Origin of the sequence: Acidovorax sp. PRC11, from assembly GCF_031844105.1 — a bacterium.
Lineage (GTDB): Bacteria > Pseudomonadota > Gammaproteobacteria > Burkholderiales > Burkholderiaceae_C > Paracidovorax.
This window is the reverse complement of record NZ_JAUZUQ010000001.1, coordinates 236534-257861: the sequence shown is the minus strand read 5'-3', so window position 1 is coordinate 257861 and position 21328 is coordinate 236534. Positions and strand designations below refer to the sequence as shown.

Sequence of the window (21328 nt, the reverse complement as noted above, 5' to 3'; positions counted from 1 at the left end):
GCCTTCAGGGCTTGAAGGTGTCGCCCAGCACGACGCCTTCGCGCCGCGGATCGGCGCCGCCCTGCAGCACGCTCGCGCCGTTGCGGTTCACCCGCAGGATCGTCGCGGTGCCGCTCGACTGCGCCGAGGTCGAGACCGTATGGCCCAGCGCACGCAGACCGGTGATCAGCGGGTCGTCGTTGCCGTTGTTCGCCGTGTTGACGTTCGGGTGCTCGCCGCCCACCGAGGTGGTGGCGCTGTTGCTGGCGCCGAAGTCCACCAGCGAGGTCGCCTGCTGCGCATCGAGGCCCCAGTCGAGCGCGCCGACCACGGTCTTCACCACGTACTGGATGATCGTGCCGCCGCCGGGCGAGCCGGTGCCCATCACGAAGTCGCCCATGCTCCCGTCGGTGGCCTTGCGGAACACCAGGGTCGGGGCCATGGAGCTGCGCGGGCGCTTGCCGGGCTCGACGCGGTTGGCCACCGGCGCGCCGGAGGCGTCGGTGGGCGTGGCGGAGAAGTCCGTAAGCTGGTTGTTCAGCAGGAAGCCCTGCGTCATGTGGAACGAACCCATGCTGGCCTCCACCGTCGTGGTCATGACCACGGCGTTGCCGTTGCGGTCCACGATGGTGAAGTGGGTCGTGCCGCGCTCCTCGACGGGCACCACGCCCGCCGCACCCGTGCCGAAGTCGCCGGCCGTGGCCGTGCCCATGCTGCGCGTGGTGCTGATCAGGTTCGCACGGGTGCGCAGGTAGCCCTTGTCCAGCATGCGCGCGGGGGAGCCGCCCGGCAGCGGGACGAAGTCGGTGTCGGCCACGTACTTGTCGCGGTCGGCATAGGCGAGGCGTTCGGCTTCGCTCACGAGGTGCACGCCCATCACCGTGGGCTTGCCGCCCTCGATGTCGATGGCCGTGGGCTTGTATTGAGCAAGGTCGAAGTTCTCCAGGATGCCGAGCGCCGAGGCCACGGCGATGCCGCCCGAGGACGGTGGCGACATGCCGCACACCCAGTAGTCGCGATAGGTGGTGCAGACCGGGTCGCGGCGCTTCGCGCGGTAGTTGGCCAGGTCGCTCACCTCCGTGAGGCCGGGGGTGATCGCCACGGCCGGCGAGCCGCCGCTGGTGGTCTTGATCTTGTCGACGATGCCCCGGGCGATGGGCCCGCTGTAGAAGGCATCGGCGCCGCCGCCGGCGATGGACGACAGCGTGTCGGCATAGGCGGGGTTCTTCAGCACCGTGCCCAGGGCCTTGGGCGTGCCGTCGGCATTGAAGAAATAGGCGACGGCCTCGGAATCGCGCGAGAGGCCGGAGGCGGAACCGGAAATCGCGGCGGCCATGCGGCCGCTGATGCGGAAGCCGTCGCGCGCGAGCTGCACTGCCGGCTGGAACAGGTCGCCCCAGGCGAGCCTGCCGTAGTCGCGGTGCGCCATCTCGAGCATGCGCACGGCGCCCGGCGTGCCGATCGAGCGGCCGCTGGCGCGTGCGCCGCCCGGCTGGGGCGTGGTGCGGTCGGTGTCGCTCACCCAGCGCAGGTAGTTTTCGTTGGCGGCCGCGGGCGCGGTCTCGCGGCCGTCATAGGCCTGCACCTTCTTTTGCGCGGCGTCGTAGTGGAGCATGAAGGCTCCGCCGCCGATGCCCGAGGACTGCGGCTCCACGAGGCCCAGCACCATCTGCACGGCCACGGCCGCGTCCACGGCCGAGCCGCCCTTCTTCAGCACCTCGCAGCCCGCGCGCGAGGCGAGCGGGTTCGCGGTGGCGACCATGTACCGCTTGGCGTACACGGCGGTCTTGCCGACGCGGTAGCCCGACGCGGGTTCCGGCGCCGCGGGATCGCCGGGCAGGCCCGAGCCGACGGTGACCAGGCCGCTGTCGCTGGAGACCGCGCAGGCATTGGCGTCCTGCTCGGGCAGCGTCGCGAGGCCGTCGCTGTTGCCGCCGCAGCCCGCGAGCGCGAGCAGCGCGGCGGTCAGCACGGCGGTGAGGCCCCAGGCGGGGCGGGCAGAGGGGGGCGCGTGGAGCTTGCCGAAGGTGTGCATCCGGAATCGCTTTCTGAATGAGGGAAGGGAAGGCGCGCCGGGGCCGCTGCGTGCCCGGGCGCGGTGCAAGCATATGCCTCCCGAGGGGCTTCGGGTAGCGCGGACAGGAGCATTCGGCCCGCATCGTGGAATCGCGCGCATCGCCCGCGGCAGCGCAGCGCGGCCGTGCGTGACCGCTGCCGCGCGCGAGGTCGCGCTTGGTGCCACAATGCTTCGCGCCACCTGCCGCTTTCCGTTCCGCGCCATGGTCCGTCGCCATGCCGCGCGCCGATGCCTCCGACATGATCATCACCAGCCTGCTCGATACCGACCTGTACAAGTTCACCATGATGCAGGTCGTGCTGCACCAGTTTCCCGGGGCGCAGGTGGAATACCGGTTCCGCTGCCGCAATCCGGGCGTGCAGCTCGCCCCCTATGTGGCGGAGATCCGCGACGAGATCCGGTCGCTGTGCAGCCTGCAGTTCCAGGACGCCGAGCTGATGTACCTGCGTTCGCTGCGCTTCGTGAAGAGCGATTTCGTGGACTTCCTCGGCCTGTTCCGGCTCAACGAGAAGTACATCACCGTCACGCCGCTGCCCAGCGGGGAGATCGACATCCACATCGCCGGGCCGTGGCTGCACACCATCCTGTTCGAGATCCCGGTGCTGGCGATCGTCAACGAGGTGTACTTCCGCAACACGCAGAAGGTGCCGGATTTCCCCGAGGGCCGCCGCCGGCTGGAGACGAAGATCGCGCAACTGCAGGCGGACGGGCTGGGCGAGCTGAAGATCGCCGACTACGGCACCCGCCGCCGCTTCAGCCGCGCCTGGCACGAAGAGGTGCTGCGAGTGCTGCTCGCGCGCCTGGGCACCGGCGACCGCCGCCCCGACGGGCGCGCAGGGGCGGGCCAGTTCGCGGGCACCAGCAACGTGCTCTATGCGATGAAGCTCGGCATGACGCCGCTCGGCACCATGGCCCACGAATACCTGCAGGCCTGCCAGGCGCTGGGGCCGCGGCTGCGCGACAGCCAGATCTACGGCTTCGAGATGTGGGCGCGCGAGTACCGCGGCGATCTCGGCATCGCGCTGTCGGACGTCTACGGCATGAGCGCCTTCCTGCGCGATTTCGACCTGTACTTCTGCAAGCTGTTCGACGGCGCGCGGCACGACAGCGGCGATCCGTTCGCCTGGGGCGAGCGGCTGCTGGAGCACTATCGCCGCAACCGCGTCGATCCGCTGACCAAGACGCTGATCTTCAGCGACGCGCTCACGGTGCCGCGCACGATCGAGCTGTTCCGGCAGTTCCACGGCCGCTGCCAGCTGGCGTTCGGCATCGGCACCAACCTCACCAACGACCTGGGCTGCGAGCCGCTGCAGATCGTGATCAAGATGACGCGCTGCAACGGCCAGCCCGTGGCCAAGCTCTCCGACACGCCCGGCAAGGGCATGTGCGACGACGAGAAATACCTCGCCTACCTCCGGCAGGTGTTCGAGATACCCGCCCCGGCCTGAGCCCCGGCGGCGCCCGTCCGCGCGCACCGCTGCCGGCGCCCGCGGCGCCGCGGCACGCTTCCCTCTTCCGCCCTTCGTTTTCCCCAGCCCACCAGGAACTTCGCCCCATGACCCGACCCCGCATCCTCGTCGCCCGCGCCATCTTCCCCGACGTGGTGAACCGCCTCGCCGGGCACTTCGAGGTGGAGGCGAACCCGGACGACGTGATCTGGAGCCCGGCCGAACTGGCCGAGCGCCTCGCCGACAAGGACGGTGCCCTCACCACGGGCAGCCAGCGCATCGACGCGGCGCTGGTCGCGGCCTGCCCGCGCCTGCGCATCGTCGCCAACATGGCCGTGGGCTACAACAACTTCGACGTGGATGCGCTCACCGCCGCGGGCGTGCAGGCCACCAACACGCCCGACGTGCTGACCGAAACCACGGCGGACTTCGGCTTCGCGCTGCTCATGGCCACCGCGCGGCGCGTGACCGAGAGCGAGATCTACCTGCGCGAAGGCCGGTGGAACAAGTGGAGCTACGACATGTTCGCGGGCTCCGACGTGCACGGCTCCACGCTGGGCATCCTCGGCATGGGGCGCATCGGCCAGGGCATCGCGCGCCGAGGCGCCCACGGCTTCGGCATGAACGTGATCTACCACAACCGCTCTCGGCTCTCGCCGCAGCTGGAGGCCGAATGCAAGGCCCGGTACGTCTCCAAGGAAGAGCTGCTGCGCGAGGCCGACCACCTCGTGCTGGTGCTGCCCTACACGGCCGAATCGCACCACGCCATCGGCGCGGCCGAACTCGCGCAGATGAAGCCCACGGCGAACCTGGTCAACATCGCGCGCGGCGGCATCGTGGACGACGCGGCGCTGGCGCAGGCGCTGCGTGAGCGGCGCATCGCCGCGGCGGGCCTGGACGTGTTCGAGGGCGAGCCCAAGGTGCATCCGGACCTGCTCACGGTGCCGAACGTGGTGCTCACGCCCCACATCGCGAGCGCGACGGTGCCCACGCGCCGCGCCATGGCGAACCTCGCGGCCGACAACCTGATCGCGTTCTTCGACGGCCGCGGCCCGCTCACGCCCGTGAACACACCCCAGCCCCGCTGATTTCTTCCACTGACCGCATAGCAACCGAAACGTCTGGAGTTCCATGTCGATCGAATGGCTGGTGGTGATCGCGATGCTCGTGGTCGCCATCGTGCTCCTGGGAATGCTGCTGCTGCGCAGCCCCCGCCTGGAGCTTCCTCCCGAGTGGGCCGTGCGCCTGCAGCGCCTGGAGCAGGTGGCGCAGGCCACGCAGCTCGCCGTCGCCAAGAACGATGGCGCGCTGGAGGGCATGGCGCAGCAGCTGCGCGGCTTCACCCATGCCACGCAGGCCCACCTCGAAGGCCAGCGCGTGGCGCTGGACGAGCGGCTCGCGCAGGCGGTGCACGATGCGCGTTCGGGCCGTGCGGAGCTGCGCGAAGGCTTCGATGCCTTCGAGGCGCGCCTGGGCCAGCGCATGGCCCAGGTGCAGGCCGACGCCGCGGTCGCGCGCCGCGAACTGGCCGATGCGCTCGGCGCGTTCCGGGCGGAGATGTCGCAGACCTCGGAATCGATGCGCGGCACGCTGCACGAGCGCCTGTCCGCCATCCAGGCCGACAACGCCGCCCGCCTGGAGGACATGCGCCGCACGGTGGACGAGAAGCTGCACGCGACGCTGGAGCAGCGGCTGGGTGAATCCTTCAAGCTGGTGAGCGACCGGCTGGAGCAGGTGCACCGCGGGCTGGGCGAGATGCAGACGCTCGCCGGCAGCGTGGGCGACCTCAAGCGCGTGATGACCAACGTGAAGACGCGCGGCACCTGGGGCGAGCTGCAGCTCGGCGCCATCATCGAGAACGTGCTCGCGCCCGAGCAGTACGCGCGCAACGTCAAGACCGTGCCGGGCAGCGACGAGCTCGTGGAGTTCGCGATCCGGCTGCCGGGCCGCGGCCAGGATGAGCCCGTCTGGCTGCCGATCGATGCGAAGTTTCCCGTGGAGTCGTACCAGCGCCTGCTGGATGCGCACGACACGGCCGACAAGCCCGCGATCGTGGCGGCGGGCAATGCGCTGGAGGCCGCGGTGCGGCTGGAGGCGCGCAAGATCGCGTCCAAGTACGTCTCGCCGCCGCACACCACCGACTTCGCCGTGCTGTACCTGCCGACCGAGGGCCTGTTCGCCGAGGTGATCCGCCGCCCGGGGCTGGTGGAGGCGCTGCAGGGCGAATGCCGCGTGATGGTGACCGGGCCCGCGAACCTCGCGGCGATGCTCAGCAGCCTGCAGATGGGCTTCAAGACGCTGGCGATCGAGAAGCGCTCGTCCGAGGTCTGGGGCCTGCTCGGCGCGGTGAAGACCGAGTTCGCCAAGTTCGGCGACGTGGTGGAGGCCACGCGCAAGTCGATCGACGCCGCGGCCAAGCGCTTCGACGAGGTGGGCGTGCGCACGCGCGCCATCCAGAAGCGGCTGCGCGACGTGCAGGAGCTGCCGGCACCGAAGGACGAGGCCGCCGCTGCGCTCGGTGCGCCGCAGGGTGCCGGCGCGAAGGAGGAGGGCGCCTGAGATGGACACGGCCCTCGCGCGGCTGATCGCCGGCCAGGTGTGCATTCACGCCAGCATGACGGGCATGCGCCTCGCGGCGCCGCTGCTGGCGCTGCGCGAGGGCTACAGCCCCGCGGCCGTGGGCGCGCTGCTGGCGCTGTTCGCGCTCACGCAGGTGTTCCTCTCGCTGCCCGCGGGCCGCTATGCCGACCGCCACGGATTGAAGCGCCCGGTGGGCTGGGCCGTGGGCGTGGCGTCGGCCGGCGCCGCGGGCGCGCTGCTGTGGCCGGTGTTCCCGATGCTGTGCGTGGCGGCGCTGATGACGGGTGGGGCCTCGGGCGCGGCCATGATCGCGCTGCAGCGCCACGTCGGCCGCGCGGCGCACGATTCCGAGCAGTTGCGGCGGGTGTTCAGCTGGCTGGCCATCGGCCCGGCCGTATCGAACTTCGTGGGGCCGTTCTTCGCCGGGCTGCTGATCGACCATGCGGGCGCCGCGCCCGGCAGCACCACGGGTTACCGGGCGGCCTTCGCGCTCACCGCGCTGCTGCCCGTGGCGACGTGGTTCTGGGTGCGCGCCACGGTGGAGCTTCCGCCGATCATCGCGCCCGCAGGCGGCACCCGGCCGCGCGCCTGGGACCTGCTGGGCGATGCCGGCTTCCGCCGGTTGCTGCTCGTGAACTGGCTGCTGTCGTCCTGCTGGGACGTGCACACCTTCGTGGTGCCGCTGCTCGGTCACGAACGGGGCCTGTCCGCCTCGGTGATCGGTTCCATCCTCGGCGCGTTCGCCATCGCCGCGGCGGCGATCCGCATCCTCATGCCGCTGGTGGCCGCGCGGCTCAGGGAGGCGGCCGTGGTCACCTGGGCCATGGTGGCGACGGCCCTGCTGTTCGCGGTCTATCCGCTGCTGCCGACCGCCTGGGCGCTCGGCCTGTGCTCGGTGCTGCTGGGCTTCGCGCTCGGCTCGGTGCAGCCGATGATCATGAGCATGCTGCACCAGATCACGCCGCACCACCGCCATGGCGAGGCCCTGGGCCTGCGCCTGATGGCGATCAATGCGTCCAGCGTCGCCATGCCCGTGCTGTTCGGCTCGGCCGGCGCGCTGATCGGGGTGGCGGGGCTGTTCTGGTTGGTGGGGGGCGTCGTGGGGATGGGGTCGCGGACTGCCGCCAGGCTGGGGCAGTAGGGCGAGGCCGCACGGGCACCAGGGCCCGTGCCCGGGGGGCGCCGCCGCGAATCCTTCAGCGATGGCTGGACGAGGTCGCACGGGCGGAAAGCACCGGCTGGCCATCGTCTCCCCTGACCAGGCCGAGCAGCAGATGTACCAGTTCCCTGGAACTATGGGCCCTGTAGGCCACGTTCACCACGCGCTGGTCAGCGACTCCGTCCGCCAGGTCGGCAAGGTGATCGACCACCTGCTGGGTATGGCGCCCGGTCACATTGGTCATGTCGTCGGGGTCGTCTTCCGAGGTGGCGGCGACGTGGTTCAGCGCCCCAAGAAGCAGGTTCCTGTCGATTTGCGGAGCGAACATCTGTCTGATTGCCGCGATGGCTTCCTGCAGCAGGGGAGCTGCCAGGACGGCGATCGAGCGCCCTGCCAACATGGTGAAGCCCGCTTGCGCAATATGGGCGCCCTGCGCCGCAGCGGTTCCGTTTCCGCGCCGCTCATTGGTCACGGCTTGGTGGGCCCCCGTCGCCATCAATCCGATGGCCGTGGTGGTGTAGGTATGGTGGAGTATCGAGCGGGTCGAGGGCATGCGGAAGCCGGCGGCCCCACGCTGCGGAAGACCTTCGGGGGCATCGTGCCGGGCGCTCGGCCGTGCCCGGGGCGGAGAGGTGTCGGAGTCGTCGCCGCTCGGCGAGCTGGCGTGGGACGTACTGGCTGCGTGACTGGAGATGCGGCGCATGGACGGCTTTCTGGAATGGAGTGGATTGCCTCCATTTTTCGCGGCGCCGCGGAGCCGCGGAACGCGCCAGGCGAAGTGGGCGCGTGCCTTGCGAACACCGGTAGGCGCGCGCGTCGCCGGACAGATGCCTTCCAGCGACCCTCTCAGCCCGCCGTCACAGCTTGTAGAACGCCTTGATGAAGCTCCAGGCCTCTTCGGGATCGTCCGTGTAGCGGAAGAGGTTGAGGTCGGCCGCCGAGATCGTGCCCTGCTCCACCAGCGCCTCGAAGTTCACCACGCTCTTCCAGAACTCGGTGCCGAACAGCACGATCGGCACCGGCTTGGCCTTGCCGGTCTGCACCAGCGTGAGCACCTCGAACAGCTCGTCGAGCGTGCCGAATCCGCCGGGGAAGGCGACCAGGGCCTTCGCGCGCATCATGAAGTGCATCTTGCGCAGCGCGAAGTAGTGGAACTTGAAGGAGAGCGAGGGCGAGATGTAGCGGTTGCCGCTCTGCTCATGGGGCAGGGCGATGTTCAGGCCCACGTTGAGCGCGCCGGCCTCGTGTGCGCCGCGGTTGGCGGCTTCCATGATGCCCGGGCCGCCGCCGGTGCAGATGTAGATGCGGTCGGAAGGCGGCAGCTGCTGGCTGTGATCGGCCACGACGCGGGCGAAGCGGCGGGCGAGGTCGTAGTAGCGGGCATTGCGCACGGCCAGGCGGGCGCGGGCGGTGCGGTCCGCGTCGCCGCTGGCCTCGGCATCGGCCAGCTGCTGCGCGGCGTCTTCGGGCGCCAGGAAGCGCGCGCTGCCGTACACCACCACGGTGTTCTGGATGCCCTGGGCCGTCTGCCCGAGGTCGGGCTTGAGCATCTCCAGCTGGAAGCGGATGCCGCGGGTTTCGCGGCGCAGCATGAATTCCGGGTCGGCGAAGGCGAGCCGGTAGGCGTCCGCGTGCAGCGGGTTGCCGTTCACGGCATGGTTGTGCAGCTCGGCCCAGGCGTTGGCCAGCCGGCTTTCGTTGAGTTCGGTGTTGGATTCCATGGATGCGATGGTGCGGGGGAAAGATGGCACGGCCGTGGCCGTGCCGGGGGACAGTGGCGAGTGTGCGACAGGTCAGCGGGCGAGCCACCACAGTGCCGTGCGCATGCCGGCCCAGGTGAGGGCCAGCGAGCCGCCCAGGTGCAGCGCGATGGTGCCGAACGCCAGCCCGAAGCGCTGCTGCATCAGCATGGTCACCACCTCGCCCGAAAAGCTGGAGAACGTGGTGAGCGTACCGAGGAACCCGGTGATGACCAGCAGGCGCCAGGCGGGATCGATGTCGGGCCGGCTGGTGAACACCGCCAGCGCGATGCCGATGCAGTACCCGCCGATGAGGTTCACGGCCAGCGTGCCCCAGGGGATCAGCCCGCCCGGATTCAGCCAGAGCGCGAAGCCCCAGCGCATCAGGGCGCCGACGCAGGCGGCCAGACAGATGACGGCGATATTCAGCAGCATGCCCTGGAGTATCTCAGCACGCGCGGGCGTGCCGGAAGCTCATCCGCCGTCCTTGCCCATCACCAGGTCGGGCAGCACGGTGACGATCTGCGGGAACAGGGTGATCAGCGCGATGCAGACCACCAGGCAGATGAAGAACGGAATGGCGGCGCGGGCGATGGTGTTGCTGTCCTTGCCCGTCATGTTCTGCAGCACGAAGAGGTTGAACCCGACCGGCGGCGTGACCTCGGCGATCTCCACCAGCAGCACGATGAAGATGCCGAACCACACCAGATCGAAACCGGCCTTCTGGATCATCGGCAGCACCACGGCGCTGGTGAGCACGATCATGCTGATGCCGTCGAGCGCCGTGCCCAGCACCAGATAGACCACCGTCAGCACCGCGATCAGGGCATAGGGCGGCAGCTGCATGGATTCCACCCATTCCGCGAGCTCGCGCGGTATGCCGGTGAAGGCCATGGTCTTGGTGAGGAAGGCCGCGCCCGCCAGGATGAACATGATCATGCAGCTGGTGCGCGTCGCGCCCATCAGCCCCTCGGAGAAATTCTTCCAGGTCAGCGACCGGCTCCAGAGGGCCAGCCCCAGCGATCCCGCCACGCCGAAGGCCGCGCATTCGGTGGCCGTGGCATAACCCGCGACCAGCACCCAGACGATGAACACGATCAGCGCCGTGACGGGGATGAGGTGGCCCGACTGCCGGATCTTCTCGCGCAGCGTGGTGGGCGGATCCGCCGCGGGCACCCGGTCGGGATGCCGCAGGCTCCACCAGCCGATGTAGCCCGAGAACAGCAGCATGAGCAGCAGCCCCGGCAGGAAGCCCGCCAGGAAGATGCGGATGATGGAGGCGTCGGCGGCCACCGCGTACACCACCATGGTGATGGAGGGCGGGATGAGGATGCCCAGCGTGCCGGCCGTGGCCAGCGAGCCGAGCGCCAGCCGCTCGTCGTAGCCGCGCCGCAGCAGTTCCGGCAGGGCGACCTTGCTGATGGTGGCGCAGGTGGCGGCCGAGGAACCCGATACCGAGCCGAAGATGCCGCAGCCCAGGATGGTGGTGTGCATCAGCCGGCCCGGCACCCGGTTGAGCCACGGCCGCAGCCCTTCGAACATCTCCTCGCTGAGCCGCGTGCGGAACAGGATCTCGCCCATCCAGATGAAGAGCGGCAGCGCGGCCAGCTCCCAGCTCGCATTGCTCTCCCAGAAGGCCGAGAACAGGTTCTTGCCGGGCTGGGTGCTGGTGAAGAAGGCCTGGCCCACCCAGCCGCAGATGGCCAGCGTCATCGCGATCCAGACGCCGCCCGCGAGCAGCACGATCATCAGCAGCAGCAGGATGCCGCCCACCATCAGGATGTCCATGGCACAGGTCTTTCTGCCGCGCGCGGCGGCGCAGGCTCGGGTTCCGGTAAACGGTGGCGGGGCGGGCGAAGGAGCACGCCTCAGATGTCGGCGGAGAAATCGCCGCGCGCGTGGCGTTCCTCGACGGCGCGCACGAAGCTCGGCGTGCCGCCGCGCAGCACGATCAGGAATTCGTCCAGCACGGCCACGAGCAGCAGCACCGAACCGATCGCGAAACTCATCTGGGGAATCCACATCGGCAGCGGCAGCAGGCCCTGGGCCACGTCGTTGAAGTCCCAGCTCTCGTACGTGAACAGGCAGGCGGACCAGGCGAGGTAGGCGGTCGCCACCGTGCCGATGGCGAGCGCCGCCAGCTCGAACGCGCGCCGCGCGCGGGGCGGCAGCTTTTCCAGCAGCAGGGTGACGCGCACGAAATCGCCATGCTTGAAGGCATGGGCCATGGCGAAGAACGCGGCGGCCGCGCACAGCCAGGCGACCACGTCGTTGAGCGCGCCGGTGCGCACGCCCACCTCGCGCAGGATGCTCTGGGCGATCATCAGTGCGCAGATCAGCGCGACACAGGCGGCACCCAGGGCGCCCGCCGCGAGGTACAGCCGGTCGAGAAAGCGCCGCACGGCCACCTCACTTCGCCGGGGCCGCCGCAGGCGCCGACTTCCGGTAGGCCGCGATGATGGCCTCGCCGTCCGGCCCCGCCTTGCGCAGCCAGTCGGCCAGCATCACGTCGCCCACCTGGCGCAGGTCGGCGGTCAGCTTGGCCGGCGGCGGCAGGATCTTCATGCCCTTGTCGGCGAGAGCCTTCTTGTACCACTCGTTCTTGTCCGCGCTCAGCTTCCAGCCGCGCGCCTCGGCCTCCGCCGCGGCCTTGAGCAGCGCGTCCTGCGCGGGCTTGTCGAGCGCATCGAAGGCCTTGCGCGACACGATGACCGCGTTCTTCGGCAGCCAGGCCTGCGTGTCGTAGAAATACTTGATGCTCTCGTAGAGCTTGCTGTCGTAGCCGGTGGAGCCGGAGGTCATCATCGATTCCACCGCGCCCGTGGCCATCGCCTGCGAGAGTTCCGCGGCCTGGATCGTGACCGGCTGCGCGCCGATGAGTTCCGCGATCTTGGCCGTGGCGGGGCTGTAGGCGCGCCACTTGATGCCGCGCAGGTCCGCCACGGAGGCGATTTCCTTCTTGCTGTAGATGCCCTGCGGCGGCCAGGCCACCGTGTAGAGCAGGCGCAGCCCCTGCGCGCCCAGCAGGCGTTCGAGCACCGGCTTCTGGGCTTCGTACAGCCGCCGCGACTCGGCATACGAGGTGGCGAGGAACGGGATGCCGTCCGCGCCGAAGACGGCGTTCTCGTTCTCGAAATTGGGCAGCAGGATCTCGCCCGCCGGCGCCTGGCCGCCCTGGACCGCGCGCTTGATCTCGTTGGCCTTGAAAAGCGAGGCGTTCGCGTGCACCGTGATGCGCAGCTTGCCGCCGGTCCCGGCCTCCACGTCCTTGGCGAACTGCACCAGATTCTCGGTGTGGAAGTTGCTGGCCGGGTACGCGGCCGCGAGGTCCCAGCGGACCTGCGCGGCGGACGGCGCCGCGGAAAGAACGCCGGCCAGGGCCAGGGCGAGGAAGGGAACGGCTCTGCGCTGCATAGGGGCTCCGGAAGGAAAGGTCATCCAGGAAGGGCTGTGCGGCCCGGCACCGTGCGAACACCGGTGCGGCCGCCAGGGGGCGCATCGAATGTAAGCGGGGTACCCGGCAAGGGCGCCTCGGGTGCTACCCGGATGCTCCCCCTGCCGCCCCGGTGCTATGCATGTCCCGTGCCAGGGCGGCCGGCCGCGGTCCGGCAGGCGGCGTCAGGCGCCGGCCACGATGTCCTGCCAGGCCCGCTCCGCCGCCAGCACCGCGGCGCACTGCACCGTGTGTGCGAAGCGGAAGTCCTCCCCGTGGATGGTCTCGTCGGGAAATTCCGTGATGAGCGTGACCGGGGCGCCGCGCTGCACCTCCGACTGGATGCAGGCGGTCCCGTCGATGCGCTCGAACGGGAGCGTGCCCGCATGGCGCTGGTAGAGCGCGATCTGCCGGGTGTTGTATTCCGGCAGGCCGGGCACCTGCAGCAGTGCGGCGGCCACGCGTTCCAGCAGGGCCCGGCCGCGGGCTTCCCATCCGGCGTGGTGGCGCAGGATCAGGAAGAAGCCCTTGGGGATCGTCCACAGATCGAAGCCGCGCGGAACGTAGCCGGTGAGCGGGCGCGTCCATTCGTGGGCCGGATAGCCGTGCAGGTTGAGGTGCAGCTGCGCACCGGAGAGCGCCAGGCCCTGCTCCAGGGCTTCGCGTTCGTACCAGGGGGCGCTCGCGCGGTATTCCAGATCATCGCCCAGCGCGGTGTAGCGCGCGGCGTGGTGCATGTGGTTCGGGTGGCGGGCCCCGAGCTCCCGGTGCAGTGCGTAGCCGTCGGGATTCTTCAGCGGCAGCAGCGCGAAGTGCGCGCCCGGCTGTGCCGCCAGCGCCCGGGCCGCCCGCAGCGCGCCGACCACCCCGGAGGTCTCGTTGGCATGCTGGCCCCCGCTCACGAGCACGGGCGCGCGGCTGCCGCGCAGGTAGCGCCCCCGGACGGCGCGGCCCTGGCGCGAGTGCGCGCCGAACGGCTCGCCGCCCAGCAGCTCCAGCTCGCGCGCGATGCGCTCCGGCGAGGGGGCCTGGTCCAGGGCGTCCAGCGGCTGCCCGGCATCGGTGTCGTGCCATGCGGCGGCGTCCTGCGCGGCGGTGTCGAAAGGCCGGGCCACCACGCGCACGCGCGGCGGCGCGCCGGCAGCGCACGGCCGGACGTCGGGCACGAGCTGCCCCGGCTGCAGCAGGCGATCGCCGGGCGGCCGGCCCGAGTGGAGCTGGAAGAACTCGAGCAGACCGAAGTACAGGTCCTCGTGCAAGGCCTCGAAGGTGCTGATGCATTCGTTGGGCACGTCCAGCGGGCATTCGTAGCCCGGCAGGTCCACGCGCAGATCCAGCCGCTCGAAGTAGGGCTCCTGCGGCGGCCACGGATGGGATCGCACCGCCTGCACCGCACGCCAGAACAGGTTCTCGAACTCCGTGGCCTGGGCGGTGTCGATGAGGTCGCCCGCGCCTTCCGAGCGGCCCACGCGCAGCCAGCCGGTGGGGCAGAGCTGGGCCGCCCCCAGCACATCGGGCCGCAGCTGGTTCGGGGCGAACACCCGGTGCGTCTGCGGCGCACCGCTGGCGAAGGTCAGCGCGACTTCGTAGTGCAGCGTGTCCGCACCGGCCTCGAAGACCAATGCGCAGCCGGGAAGCAGCGCGGCGAGCGGATACGCTTCCAGCAGAAAACGCTGCGCGCCCGCACCAGGATGGACCGGATAACGCACCACGGCGGCCACCGGGCGCTCGCCGCCGGAGCATGCGGGAAGCTCCTCGATGAACCAGTGCACCAGCGGCTTGTAGGCGCTGCGCAGCCGCGCCCGCACACCGGCCGCGTCGAGCCGCGCCTCGGCCGCGCGCCGGGCCTCGGGGCCTTCGAACAGCCAGCCCTCCAGGAAGCACCCCTGCCACTGGGGCGTGGCGAAGCGCGCGAGCCAGTCGTCCAGCGTGCGGGGTTCCGTGGCGTCGAGCAGCAGTGTTCCGATGGGGGCGGGGTCGGCAGGTTTCATGGCAGGGGGAGAGAGCGGAAGGCGGGGGCGGCACCGGGCACGATCCCTGCGGGACAGGGGACGGGCCCGTGGGCCCCTACATTATGGAAATCGCGGGCCGTGCAATGCACGCGCCGCAACAACGGAATCTGGACGAGGACGCACTATGGCAGGAAACGGCTGGCAGTTCTGGGTGGACCGCGGGGGCACCTTCACCGACATCGTCGGGCGCGCCCCGGATGGCTCGCTGGCCACCCACAAACTGCTGTCGGAAAACCCGGAGCAGTACCGCGACGCGGCCGTGGCGGGCATCCGCCACCTGCTGGGACTGCCGCCCGGCGCGCCGGTCACGCCCGACCGGGTGGAGTGCGTGAAGATGGGCACCACCGTGGCCACCAACGCGCTGCTGGAGCGCAAGGGCGAGCCCACGCTGCTGGTCACCACGCGCGGCTTCCGCGACGCGCTGCGCATCGCCTACCAGCACCGGCCGCGGCTGTTCGACCGGCACATCGTGCTGCCCGAACTGCTCTACGAACGCGTGATCGAGGCCCAGGAACGCGTCGGGGCCCACGGCGAGATCGAGCAGCCGCTGGACGAGGCCCACCTGCGCGAGCGCCTCTGGGCTGCGCACGACGCGGGGCTGCGCAGCGTGGCCATCGTGTTCATGCACGGCTGGCGCTTCACCGCGCACGAGGCCGCCGCGGCACGGCTCGCGCGCGAGGCGGGCTTCACGCAGGTGAGCACGTCGCACGCCACGAGCCCGCTGATGAAGTTCGTCAGCCGCGGCGACACCACCGTGGTGGACGCCTACCTGTCGCCCATCCTGCGGCGCTACGTGGAGCAGGTCGCGGCCGAGATGCCGGGCGTGCCGCTCTACTTCATGCAGTCGTCCGGCGGGCTCGCCGATGCGCGCCGCTTCCAGGGCAAGGACGCGATCCTGTCGGGCCCGGCGGGCGGCATCGTGGGCATGGCACGCACCGCCACCGCGGCCGGCTTCGACCGGGTGATCGGCTTCGACATGGGCGGCACCTCCACCGACGTGAGCCATTACGCGGGCGAATTCGAACGCGAGTTCGATACGCAGGTGGCCGGCGTGCGCATGCGCGCGCCCATGATGGGCATCCATACCGTGGCCTCCGGAGGCGGCTCGCTGCTGGACTACGACGGCGCGCGCTTCCGCGTGGGGCCCGAGAGCGCCGGCGCCCATCCCGGCCCGGCATGCTACCGGCGCGGCGGTCCGCTGGCGGTGACCGACGCCAACGTCATGGTGGGCAAGATCCAGCCCGCGCATTTCCCGCAGGTGTTCGGCCCGGCCGGCGATGCGGCGCTCGATGCCGGCGTGGTGCGCGAGCGGTTCGCCGACTGGGCCGCGCGCACCGGCCGCGCGCCGGAGGACGTGGCGCACGGCTTCATCCGGATCGCCGTGCAGCAGATGGCCAATGCCATCAAGAAGATCTCGGTCGCGCGCGGCTACGACATCACTGCGTACACCCTGCAGTGCTTCGGCGGGGCGGGCGGCCAGCATGCCTGCCTGGTGGCCGATGCATTGGGCATGCAGCGCGTCTTCGTGCATCCTCTCGCCGGGGTGCTGTCGGCCTATGGCATGGGCCTGGCCGACCAGAGCGTGATCCGCGAGCAGGCGCTGGAAGTGCCGCTGGACGCGCCCTCGTGGCCCGCGGTGGAAGACGCGCTGGCGCTGCTGGCCGCCCGCGCTCAGGAGGAACTGCAGGCCCAGGGGACGGGGTCGCAGCCGCAGGCGCCGGCCGTGCTGCGCCGCATGCATGTGCGCTATGCCGGCTCCGACACTGCGCTGGCCGTTCCCTTCGGCAGCCCCGCCGAGGTGCGGACCGCATTCGAGGCCGCCTACCGGCAGCGGTTCGCCTTCCTGATGGCGGGCCGGGCGATGGTGGTGGAGGCCGTGTCGGTGGAGGCCATCGCGCCCGGCGAGGCACCCGCCGAGCGCCTGCACGCCCTCCATCCGCCGCGCGAGGTACCGCGCCGCGAGACCGTGCGCGTCTATACCGAAGACCCGGACGGCGGCGTGCGCTGGCACGATGCCGCGCTGGTGGTGCGGGGCGACATGCGGCCGGGCGATGTGCTGCAGGGGCCCGCCATCATCGCCGAGCGCACGTCCACCACCGTGGTCGAGCCGGGCTGGGAGGCCCGCCTCACCGCGCAGGACCATCTGGTGCTGGAGCGCCGGGCCCGTCGCGCGGTGCGCCACGCCGTGGGCACGACGGTGGACCCGGTCCTGCTGGAGGTCTTCAACAACCTGTTCATGAACATCGCCGAGCAGATGGGGCTGCAGCTGCAGAACACCGCCCACTCGGTCAACATCAAGGAGCGGCTGGACTTCTCCTGCGCGCTGTTCGATGCCGATGGCCAGCTCATCGCCAACGCGCCCCACATGCCGGTGCACCTGGGCAGCATGGGCGAGAGCATCCGCACGGTGATCGCGCGCAATGCCGGCCGCATGCGCCCCGGCGACGTGTACGTGCTGAACGACCCCTACCATGGCGGCACGCACCTGCCGGACATCACCGTCATCACCCCCGTGTACCTGGACGAGGGGGGCGACACCGCGTCCGGCCGCCCGTCCTTCTACGTCGGCAGCCGCGGCCACCATGCGGACGTGGGCGGCACCACGCCGGGCTCGATGCCGCCCTTTTCCACGCGCATCGAGGAAGAGGGGGTGCAGATCGACAACGTCAAGCTCGTGGAGAACGGCGTGCTGCGCGAGGCCGGGATGCTCGCGCTGCTTGCGGGCGGCGACCACCCGGCCCGCAACCCGCAGCAGAACCTCGCCGATCTGAAGGCCCAGATCGCGGCCAACGAAAAAGGCGCGCAGGAGCTGCGCCGGATGGTCGCGCAGTTCGGCCTTCCGGTCGTGCAGGCCTACATGGGCCATGTCCAGGACAATGCGGAGGAGTCGGTGCGCCGGGCCATCGCGCGGCTGGCCTCGCGCCTGCCCGAAGGCGCCTACACGCTTCCCCTCGACAACGGCGCGCGCATCCAGGTGGCGGTGTGCATCGACGCAGCGCGGCGCAGCGCGGTGATCGATTTCACCGGCACCTCGCCGCAGCAGCCGAACAACTTCAACGCGCCCACCGCCGTGTGCATGGCGGCGGTGCTGTACGTGTTCCGCTGCCTGGTGGACGACGACATCCCCCTGAACGCGGGCTGCCTCAAGCCGCTGCAGGTCATCATCCCGCCGGGCTCCATGCTGAACCCGCTGCCGCCGGCGTCGGTGGTGGCCGGCAACGTGGAAACATCCACCTGCATCACCAACGCCCTGCTGGGCGCCCTCGGCGTGTCGGCGGGCAGCCAGTGCACCATGAACAACTTCACGTTCGGCAACGAACGGTTCCAGTACTACGAGACCGTCGCGGGCGGCAGCGGCGCGGGCGGGCTTTTCGACGAATCCGGCGCACTGGCGGGGGGCTTTCCCGGAACCAGCGTGGTGCAGACGCACATGACGAATTCGCGGCTCACCGATCCGGAAGTGCTGGAATTCCGCTTCCCCGTGCGGCTGGAGAGCTTCGCGCTGCGCGCCGGATCGGGCGGAGCAGGCCGCTGGCGCGGCGGGGACGGCGGCGTGCGCCGCATCCGGTTCCTCGAGCCCATGACGGCCAGCATCCTCTCCAACGGCCGCCAGGCGGGCGCCTTCGGCATGGCCGGCGGCGAGGCAGGGCAACCCGGCGTGAACCGGGTGGTGCGGGCGGACGGCCGGGTGGAGGCGCTGGACCACATCGGCCAGGTGGACATGCAGCCGGGCGACGTGTTCGAGATCCATACCCCGGGCGGGGGTGGCTTCGGAAGCCTGGGCTGACGACCGCGGGGCTGCACCCGGGTGCGGTCTTCGGCTGCGGCGGCGGGCCTCCGGACCCCAGCCTGCAGCCCACAGCCCGCAGCCGTCAGGAGTCGCGCTCGCTGGCCTGGTCGGCGTGGCGGCTCAGGCTCGGCGGAACGTCGCGGCCCGCGCGCCGCGCGCGGAACAGGGCGGCGCGCATGAGGAAGATGTTGGTCACGGGCACCGTCACCGCGACGAACAGCGCGATCAGCAGCGGGTGCAGCGCCAGGCCGTGGCCCGCGATCGAGAAATACAGCAGCGTGCCGTGCATGATGCACCAGCATCCCATGGTGGCGATGATCGAAGGCGCGTGCACGCGCTCGAAATACGTCTTGAGCCGCAGCAGGCTGAGAGAGCCCAGCATCGCGATCGCCGCGCCCACGAGCACGAGCACGGCCACGGCGATCTCGGCCCAGAGCGGGATCGCCTGCGTCATTCGATCACCTCGCCGCGCAGCAGGAACTTCGCCATGGCGGTGGAACTGGCGAACCCCAGCAGCGCGATCAGCAGCGCCGCCTCGAAATAATTGGTGCTGCCGTAGTAGATGCCCAGCACCAGCATCGCCAGCATGCCGCTCTGGTACATGCAGTCGAGCGCCAGCACCCGGTCCTGCGCGGAAGGGCCTTTGAGGATACGCACGAGCGCGAACACGATCGCCAGCGCGAGCATGGCCAGCGCGAGGGGCAGGGCCCAGGAGAGCACGGGGCTGGTGGTCATCGTCATGATTCGAAGATCTCCATCAGGGGGCGTTCGTAGCGCTGCTTGATGTGGCCGATCACGGCCTCGGGGCTGTCGAGCTCCAGCACGTGCAGCATCAATACCGAGCGGTCCAGCGACAGCTCGGCCCACGAGGTGCCGGGCGTGATGCAGACGATCACCGCCAGCACGGCCAGCCCGTTCGCGTCGCGCAGGTCCAGGGGGATCTGCACGAAGCCGGGGGGGTGCTTGCGCTGCGATTTGAACACGAGGAAGCGCACCACGTTCAGGTTGGAGAGCGAGGTGTCCACCATCACCGACCATGCCAGGCGCAGGATGGCGCCGGGCCGGCGCACGCGCACCGGCAATGGGCGCAGGCCGCGGGTTAGCAGCGGAATCGCCACGCCCACGATGGCCGCGAGGATCAGTTGGCCGGCGCTCACAGAGTGGTTGAGCAGCAGCCACATGCCGGCCAGCGCGATGGACAACAGCGGGGCGGGAAAGAGGCGCTTCATCATGGCACGGCCTTCGGTTCGGCCAGGGGCCGCGCCGCGACGTCGGTCGCCGGAGAGCCCGCCTGCGAAGGCGAGGGCCCGGGCGCCAACCTGCGCACGGTGGCCCCGGCCCCCGCGCCTTCGGGCGTGGCGGGTCCGGGCTTGGGCCGGGCCGACATCACGGCGTCGATGTAGCCCCCCGGCGCGTGCAGCGCGTTCGCCGTCGCCTGCGTGAAATCCATCACCCGGCCTGCCTGCAGCGTCAGGCCCACGCAGCAGGCCAGCAGCAGGGCGATGGGAACGCCTTCGAGCACGCGCAGCTGCGGGGCGGCGCGGTCGTGCGTGGTCCAGAAATGCCGCATGCCCGTGCGCGTGAGCGCGAGCAGCGCCATGAGCCCGGTGGCTATCAGCATGGCGAACAGCACCCAGCCGACCGGGCCGGCCCGCATGCCGGACGACGCGCCCAGCCCCAGCGGATTGAGCAGCGCCGTGAGCATCGCGAACTTGCCGACGAAGCCCGACAGCGGCGGCAGGCCCGCGATCACCAGCGTGCACACCAGGAAGGCCAGGCCCAGGAAGGCCACCGCCGCCGGGATGACGCGGCCGACCAGCACCATCTCCTGCTCGTCCAGGTTCAGGCGCTGGGCGGGCACCAGCTCGGGCGTGAGGAACGGTGCATCGTCGTCCAGCTCGTGGGGGGCGAGCGTGGCGCCGTCGTTGCGCCAGCGGTCGATCAGGTCGGTGAGCAGGAAGAGGGCACTGATGGCCAGCGTGGAGCTCGGCAGGTAGAAGAGCAGGCCCGCGGTGAGCAGGTTCTGCCCGAAGCCCGCGGCCGCCAGCAGCGTGCCCGACGACAGGATGGCCGCATAGCCCGCCAGCACGCCGATGCGCTGCGAACCCAGCATGCCGATCGCGCCGAACGCCATGGTCACGAGGCCGCCGCCGATCAGCCACAGGCTGCCGAACAGCGCCGACGGCCCGGCCTCGGCGCCGAACATCAGCGTCCAGAGGCGCAGGATGGTATAGACGCCCACTTTCGTCATCAGCGCGAACAGTGCCCCGGCCGGCGCACTCGCCGCGCTGTAGGCCGGCGCGAGCCAGAAGTTCAGCGGCCAGACCGCCGCCTTGATGAGGAAGGCCGTGGCCAGGATGCCCGCGGCCGCGTGCAGCAGGCCGCGATCGGCATCGGCCACGTGCGGGATGGTCTGCGCGAGGTCCGCCATGTTCAGCGTGCCGGTGATGCCGTAGAGCATCGACACGCCGATCAGGAAGAGCGAGGATGCCGCGAGGTTGATCGCGATGTAGTGCAGCCCCGCCTGCACGCGAGGGCGCCCGGAGCCGTGCAGCAGCAGCCCGTACGACGCCGCCAGCATGATCTCGAAGAACACGAACAGGTTGAACAGGTCCGCCGTGAGGAAGGCCCCCGCCAGCCCCATGAGCTGGAACTGGAACAGCGGATGGAAATGCACGCCCGCGCGGTGCCACCGCGCCGCCGCAAACAGGACCGAGCACAGCGCGACGAAGCTCGTGAGCACCAGCATGAGCGCCGAGAGCCGGTCGAGCGCGAGCACGATGCCGAAGGGCGCGGGCCAGTTGCCCGGCAGGTACACGCCCATCGTCACGGGCTTGCCGCCCAGGTGCGTCCAGAACAGCAGCGCGAGCGCGATGCACAGCCCGCCCAGCGTGGACACCAGGTTCATGCCCAGCTTGAGGCGCTGGCGCTCCTCGCGCAGCAGCAGCATCAGCGCAGCCGTCAGCAGCGGCAGCATGATGGGCGCGAGCATCAGGTGCGGCATGGCGGCCGCCATCCACTGCGAGAACTGAGCCTGCAGGGCCGCGTTCATCGGCGGCCTCCGGCCGCGGGTCGGCGGTACGGGGGGGTGCGAGGGGTGGCGATGCGCAC

The 21328-nt window shown here is 70.6% G+C and carries 17 protein-coding genes; 5 read left to right on the top strand and 12 right to left on the bottom strand.

Features of this window, described 5'->3' with window-relative positions:
• Positions 1 to 4: 4 nt before the first annotated feature.
• Complete coding sequence (gene ggt, locus Q9R47_RS01115) at positions 5 to 2014, bottom strand: gamma-glutamyltransferase (RefSeq protein WP_311231413.1); 2010 nt, start codon at positions 2012 to 2014, stop codon at positions 5 to 7.
• Between the two features lie 281 nt (positions 2015 to 2295).
• Here ggt and pncB point away from each other — a divergent pair, with 281 nt between their 5' ends.
• The 4 genes from pncB to Q9R47_RS01095 all read left to right on the top strand — a co-directional run bounded on the left by pncB (position 2296) and on the right by Q9R47_RS01095 (position 7225).
• Positions 2296 to 3504 (top strand): nicotinate phosphoribosyltransferase, encoded by a 1209-nt coding sequence (gene pncB / locus Q9R47_RS01110; RefSeq protein WP_311231545.1) that lies wholly within the window; start codon positions 2296 to 2298, stop codon positions 3502 to 3504.
• Positions 3505 to 3611: 107 nt separating this feature from the next.
• Positions 3612 to 4592, top strand: coding sequence for a D-glycerate dehydrogenase (locus Q9R47_RS01105; protein ID WP_311231412.1), 981 nt, complete (start codon positions 3612 to 3614; stop codon positions 4590 to 4592).
• 43 nt (positions 4593 to 4635) lie between these two features.
• The gene (gene rmuC / locus Q9R47_RS01100) at positions 4636 to 6063 is read left to right on the top strand and encodes a DNA recombination protein RmuC (RefSeq protein ID WP_311231411.1); all 1428 of its coding nucleotides are present in this window, start codon (positions 4636 to 4638) and stop codon (positions 6061 to 6063) included.
• A 1-nt stretch (position 6064) separates the two neighbouring features.
• Positions 6065 to 7225: an MFS transporter gene (locus Q9R47_RS01095; protein ID WP_311231410.1), complete on the top strand. Its 1161-nt coding sequence runs from the start codon at positions 6065 to 6067 to the stop codon at positions 7223 to 7225.
• Positions 7226 to 7280: 55 nt separating this feature from the next.
• On the opposite strand, the gene Q9R47_RS01090 is transcribed toward Q9R47_RS01095, so the two are convergent.
• The 7 genes from Q9R47_RS01090 to Q9R47_RS01060 form a co-directional block, all read right to left on the bottom strand.
• Positions 7281 to 7796: a hypothetical protein gene (locus Q9R47_RS01090; protein ID WP_311231409.1), complete on the bottom strand. Its 516-nt coding sequence runs from the start codon at positions 7794 to 7796 to the stop codon at positions 7281 to 7283.
• Between the two features lie 304 nt (positions 7797 to 8100).
• A complete protein-coding gene (locus tag Q9R47_RS01085) occupies positions 8101 to 8964 on the bottom strand; it encodes a TIGR00730 family Rossman fold protein (protein WP_311231408.1) in 864 nt (287 codons plus the stop codon).
• Positions 8965 to 9036: 72 nt separating this feature from the next.
• Positions 9037 to 9417 carry a fluoride efflux transporter CrcB gene (gene crcB, locus Q9R47_RS01080; protein ID WP_311231407.1) on the bottom strand — a complete coding sequence of 127 codons (381 nt, stop codon included), beginning with the start codon at positions 9415 to 9417 and terminating at the stop codon, positions 9037 to 9039.
• Between the two features lie 39 nt (positions 9418 to 9456).
• Positions 9457 to 10770 (bottom strand): TRAP transporter large permease subunit, encoded by a 1314-nt coding sequence (locus Q9R47_RS01075; protein WP_311231406.1) that lies wholly within the window; start codon positions 10768 to 10770, stop codon positions 9457 to 9459.
• A gap of 80 nt (positions 10771 to 10850) precedes the next feature.
• Positions 10851 to 11384, bottom strand: a complete 534-nt coding sequence (locus Q9R47_RS01070; protein ID WP_311231405.1) for a TRAP transporter small permease — start codon at positions 11382 to 11384, stop codon at positions 10851 to 10853.
• A gap of 7 nt (positions 11385 to 11391) precedes the next feature.
• Positions 11392 to 12396, bottom strand: coding sequence for a TRAP transporter substrate-binding protein (locus Q9R47_RS01065; RefSeq protein WP_311231404.1), 1005 nt, complete (start codon positions 12394 to 12396; stop codon positions 11392 to 11394).
• Between the two features lie 204 nt (positions 12397 to 12600).
• Positions 12601 to 14406, bottom strand: coding sequence for a peptidase M14 (locus tag Q9R47_RS01060; RefSeq protein WP_311231403.1), 1806 nt, complete (start codon positions 14404 to 14406; stop codon positions 12601 to 12603).
• Between the two features lie 145 nt (positions 14407 to 14551).
• Here Q9R47_RS01060 and Q9R47_RS01055 point away from each other — a divergent pair, with 145 nt between their 5' ends.
• Positions 14552 to 18214 (top strand): hydantoinase B/oxoprolinase family protein, encoded by a 3663-nt coding sequence (locus Q9R47_RS01055; RefSeq protein ID WP_311231402.1) that lies wholly within the window; start codon positions 14552 to 14554, stop codon positions 18212 to 18214.
• Between the two features lie 85 nt (positions 18215 to 18299).
• Here Q9R47_RS01055 and Q9R47_RS01050 read toward each other — a convergent pair whose 3' ends face one another.
• Genes Q9R47_RS01050 through Q9R47_RS01035 form a run of 4 tightly spaced genes read right to left on the bottom strand, consistent with a single transcriptional unit; the run spans position 18300 to position 21269 of the window.
• Complete coding sequence (locus Q9R47_RS01050) at positions 18300 to 18671, bottom strand: monovalent cation/H(+) antiporter subunit G (protein WP_311231401.1); 372 nt, start codon at positions 18669 to 18671, stop codon at positions 18300 to 18302.
• Positions 18668 to 18958 carry a K+/H+ antiporter subunit F gene (locus Q9R47_RS01045; protein WP_107172222.1) on the bottom strand — a complete coding sequence of 97 codons (291 nt, stop codon included), beginning with the start codon at positions 18956 to 18958 and terminating at the stop codon, positions 18668 to 18670. Before Q9R47_RS01045 ends, Q9R47_RS01050 begins: the two co-directional genes overlap by 4 nt.
• Positions 18955 to 19449, bottom strand: a complete 495-nt coding sequence (locus Q9R47_RS01040) for a Na+/H+ antiporter subunit E (protein WP_311231400.1) — start codon at positions 19447 to 19449, stop codon at positions 18955 to 18957. The genes Q9R47_RS01045 and Q9R47_RS01040 overlap by 4 nt, the downstream gene beginning before the upstream one ends.
• Entirely contained in the window at positions 19446 to 21269 is a 1824-nt protein-coding gene (locus Q9R47_RS01035) for a monovalent cation/H+ antiporter subunit D (protein WP_311231399.1), read from the bottom strand. The genes Q9R47_RS01040 and Q9R47_RS01035 overlap by 4 nt, the downstream gene beginning before the upstream one ends.
• Positions 21270 to 21328: the final 59 nt, after the last annotated feature.

Coding starts and splice junctions, on each gene's coding strand:
- Q9R47_RS01065 (WP_311231404.1), bottom strand. CDS start 12,396: ATGCAGCGCAGAGCCGTTCCCTTCCTCGCCCTGGCCCTGGCCGGCGTT.
- Q9R47_RS01050 (WP_311231401.1), bottom strand. CDS start 18,671: ATGACGCAGGCGATCCCGCTCTGGGCCGAGATCGCCGTGGCCGTGCTC.
- pncB (WP_311231545.1), top strand. CDS start 2,296: ATGATCATCACCAGCCTGCTCGATACCGACCTGTACAAGTTCACCATG.
- Q9R47_RS01040 (WP_311231400.1), bottom strand. CDS start 19,449: ATGATGAAGCGCCTCTTTCCCGCCCCGCTGTTGTCCATCGCGCTGGCC.
- Q9R47_RS01090 (WP_311231409.1), bottom strand. CDS start 7,796: ATGCCCTCGACCCGCTCGATACTCCACCATACCTACACCACCACGGCC.
- ggt (WP_311231413.1), bottom strand. CDS start 2,014: ATGCACACCTTCGGCAAGCTCCACGCGCCCCCCTCTGCCCGCCCCGCC.
- Q9R47_RS01085 (WP_311231408.1), bottom strand. CDS start 8,964: ATGGAATCCAACACCGAACTCAACGAAAGCCGGCTGGCCAACGCCTGG.
- Q9R47_RS01060 (WP_311231403.1), bottom strand. CDS start 14,406: ATGAAACCTGCCGACCCCGCCCCCATCGGAACACTGCTGCTCGACGCC.
- Q9R47_RS01095 (WP_311231410.1), top strand. CDS start 6,065: ATGGACACGGCCCTCGCGCGGCTGATCGCCGGCCAGGTGTGCATTCAC.
- Q9R47_RS01055 (WP_311231402.1), top strand. CDS start 14,552: ATGGCAGGAAACGGCTGGCAGTTCTGGGTGGACCGCGGGGGCACCTTC.
- crcB (WP_311231407.1), bottom strand. CDS start 9,417: ATGCTGCTGAATATCGCCGTCATCTGTCTGGCCGCCTGCGTCGGCGCC.
- Q9R47_RS01105 (WP_311231412.1), top strand. CDS start 3,612: ATGACCCGACCCCGCATCCTCGTCGCCCGCGCCATCTTCCCCGACGTG.
- Q9R47_RS01075 (WP_311231406.1), bottom strand. CDS start 10,770: ATGGACATCCTGATGGTGGGCGGCATCCTGCTGCTGCTGATGATCGTG.
- rmuC (WP_311231411.1), top strand. CDS start 4,636: ATGTCGATCGAATGGCTGGTGGTGATCGCGATGCTCGTGGTCGCCATC.
- Q9R47_RS01045 (WP_107172222.1), bottom strand. CDS start 18,958: ATGACGATGACCACCAGCCCCGTGCTCTCCTGGGCCCTGCCCCTCGCG.
- Q9R47_RS01035 (WP_311231399.1), bottom strand. CDS start 21,269: ATGAACGCGGCCCTGCAGGCTCAGTTCTCGCAGTGGATGGCGGCCGCC.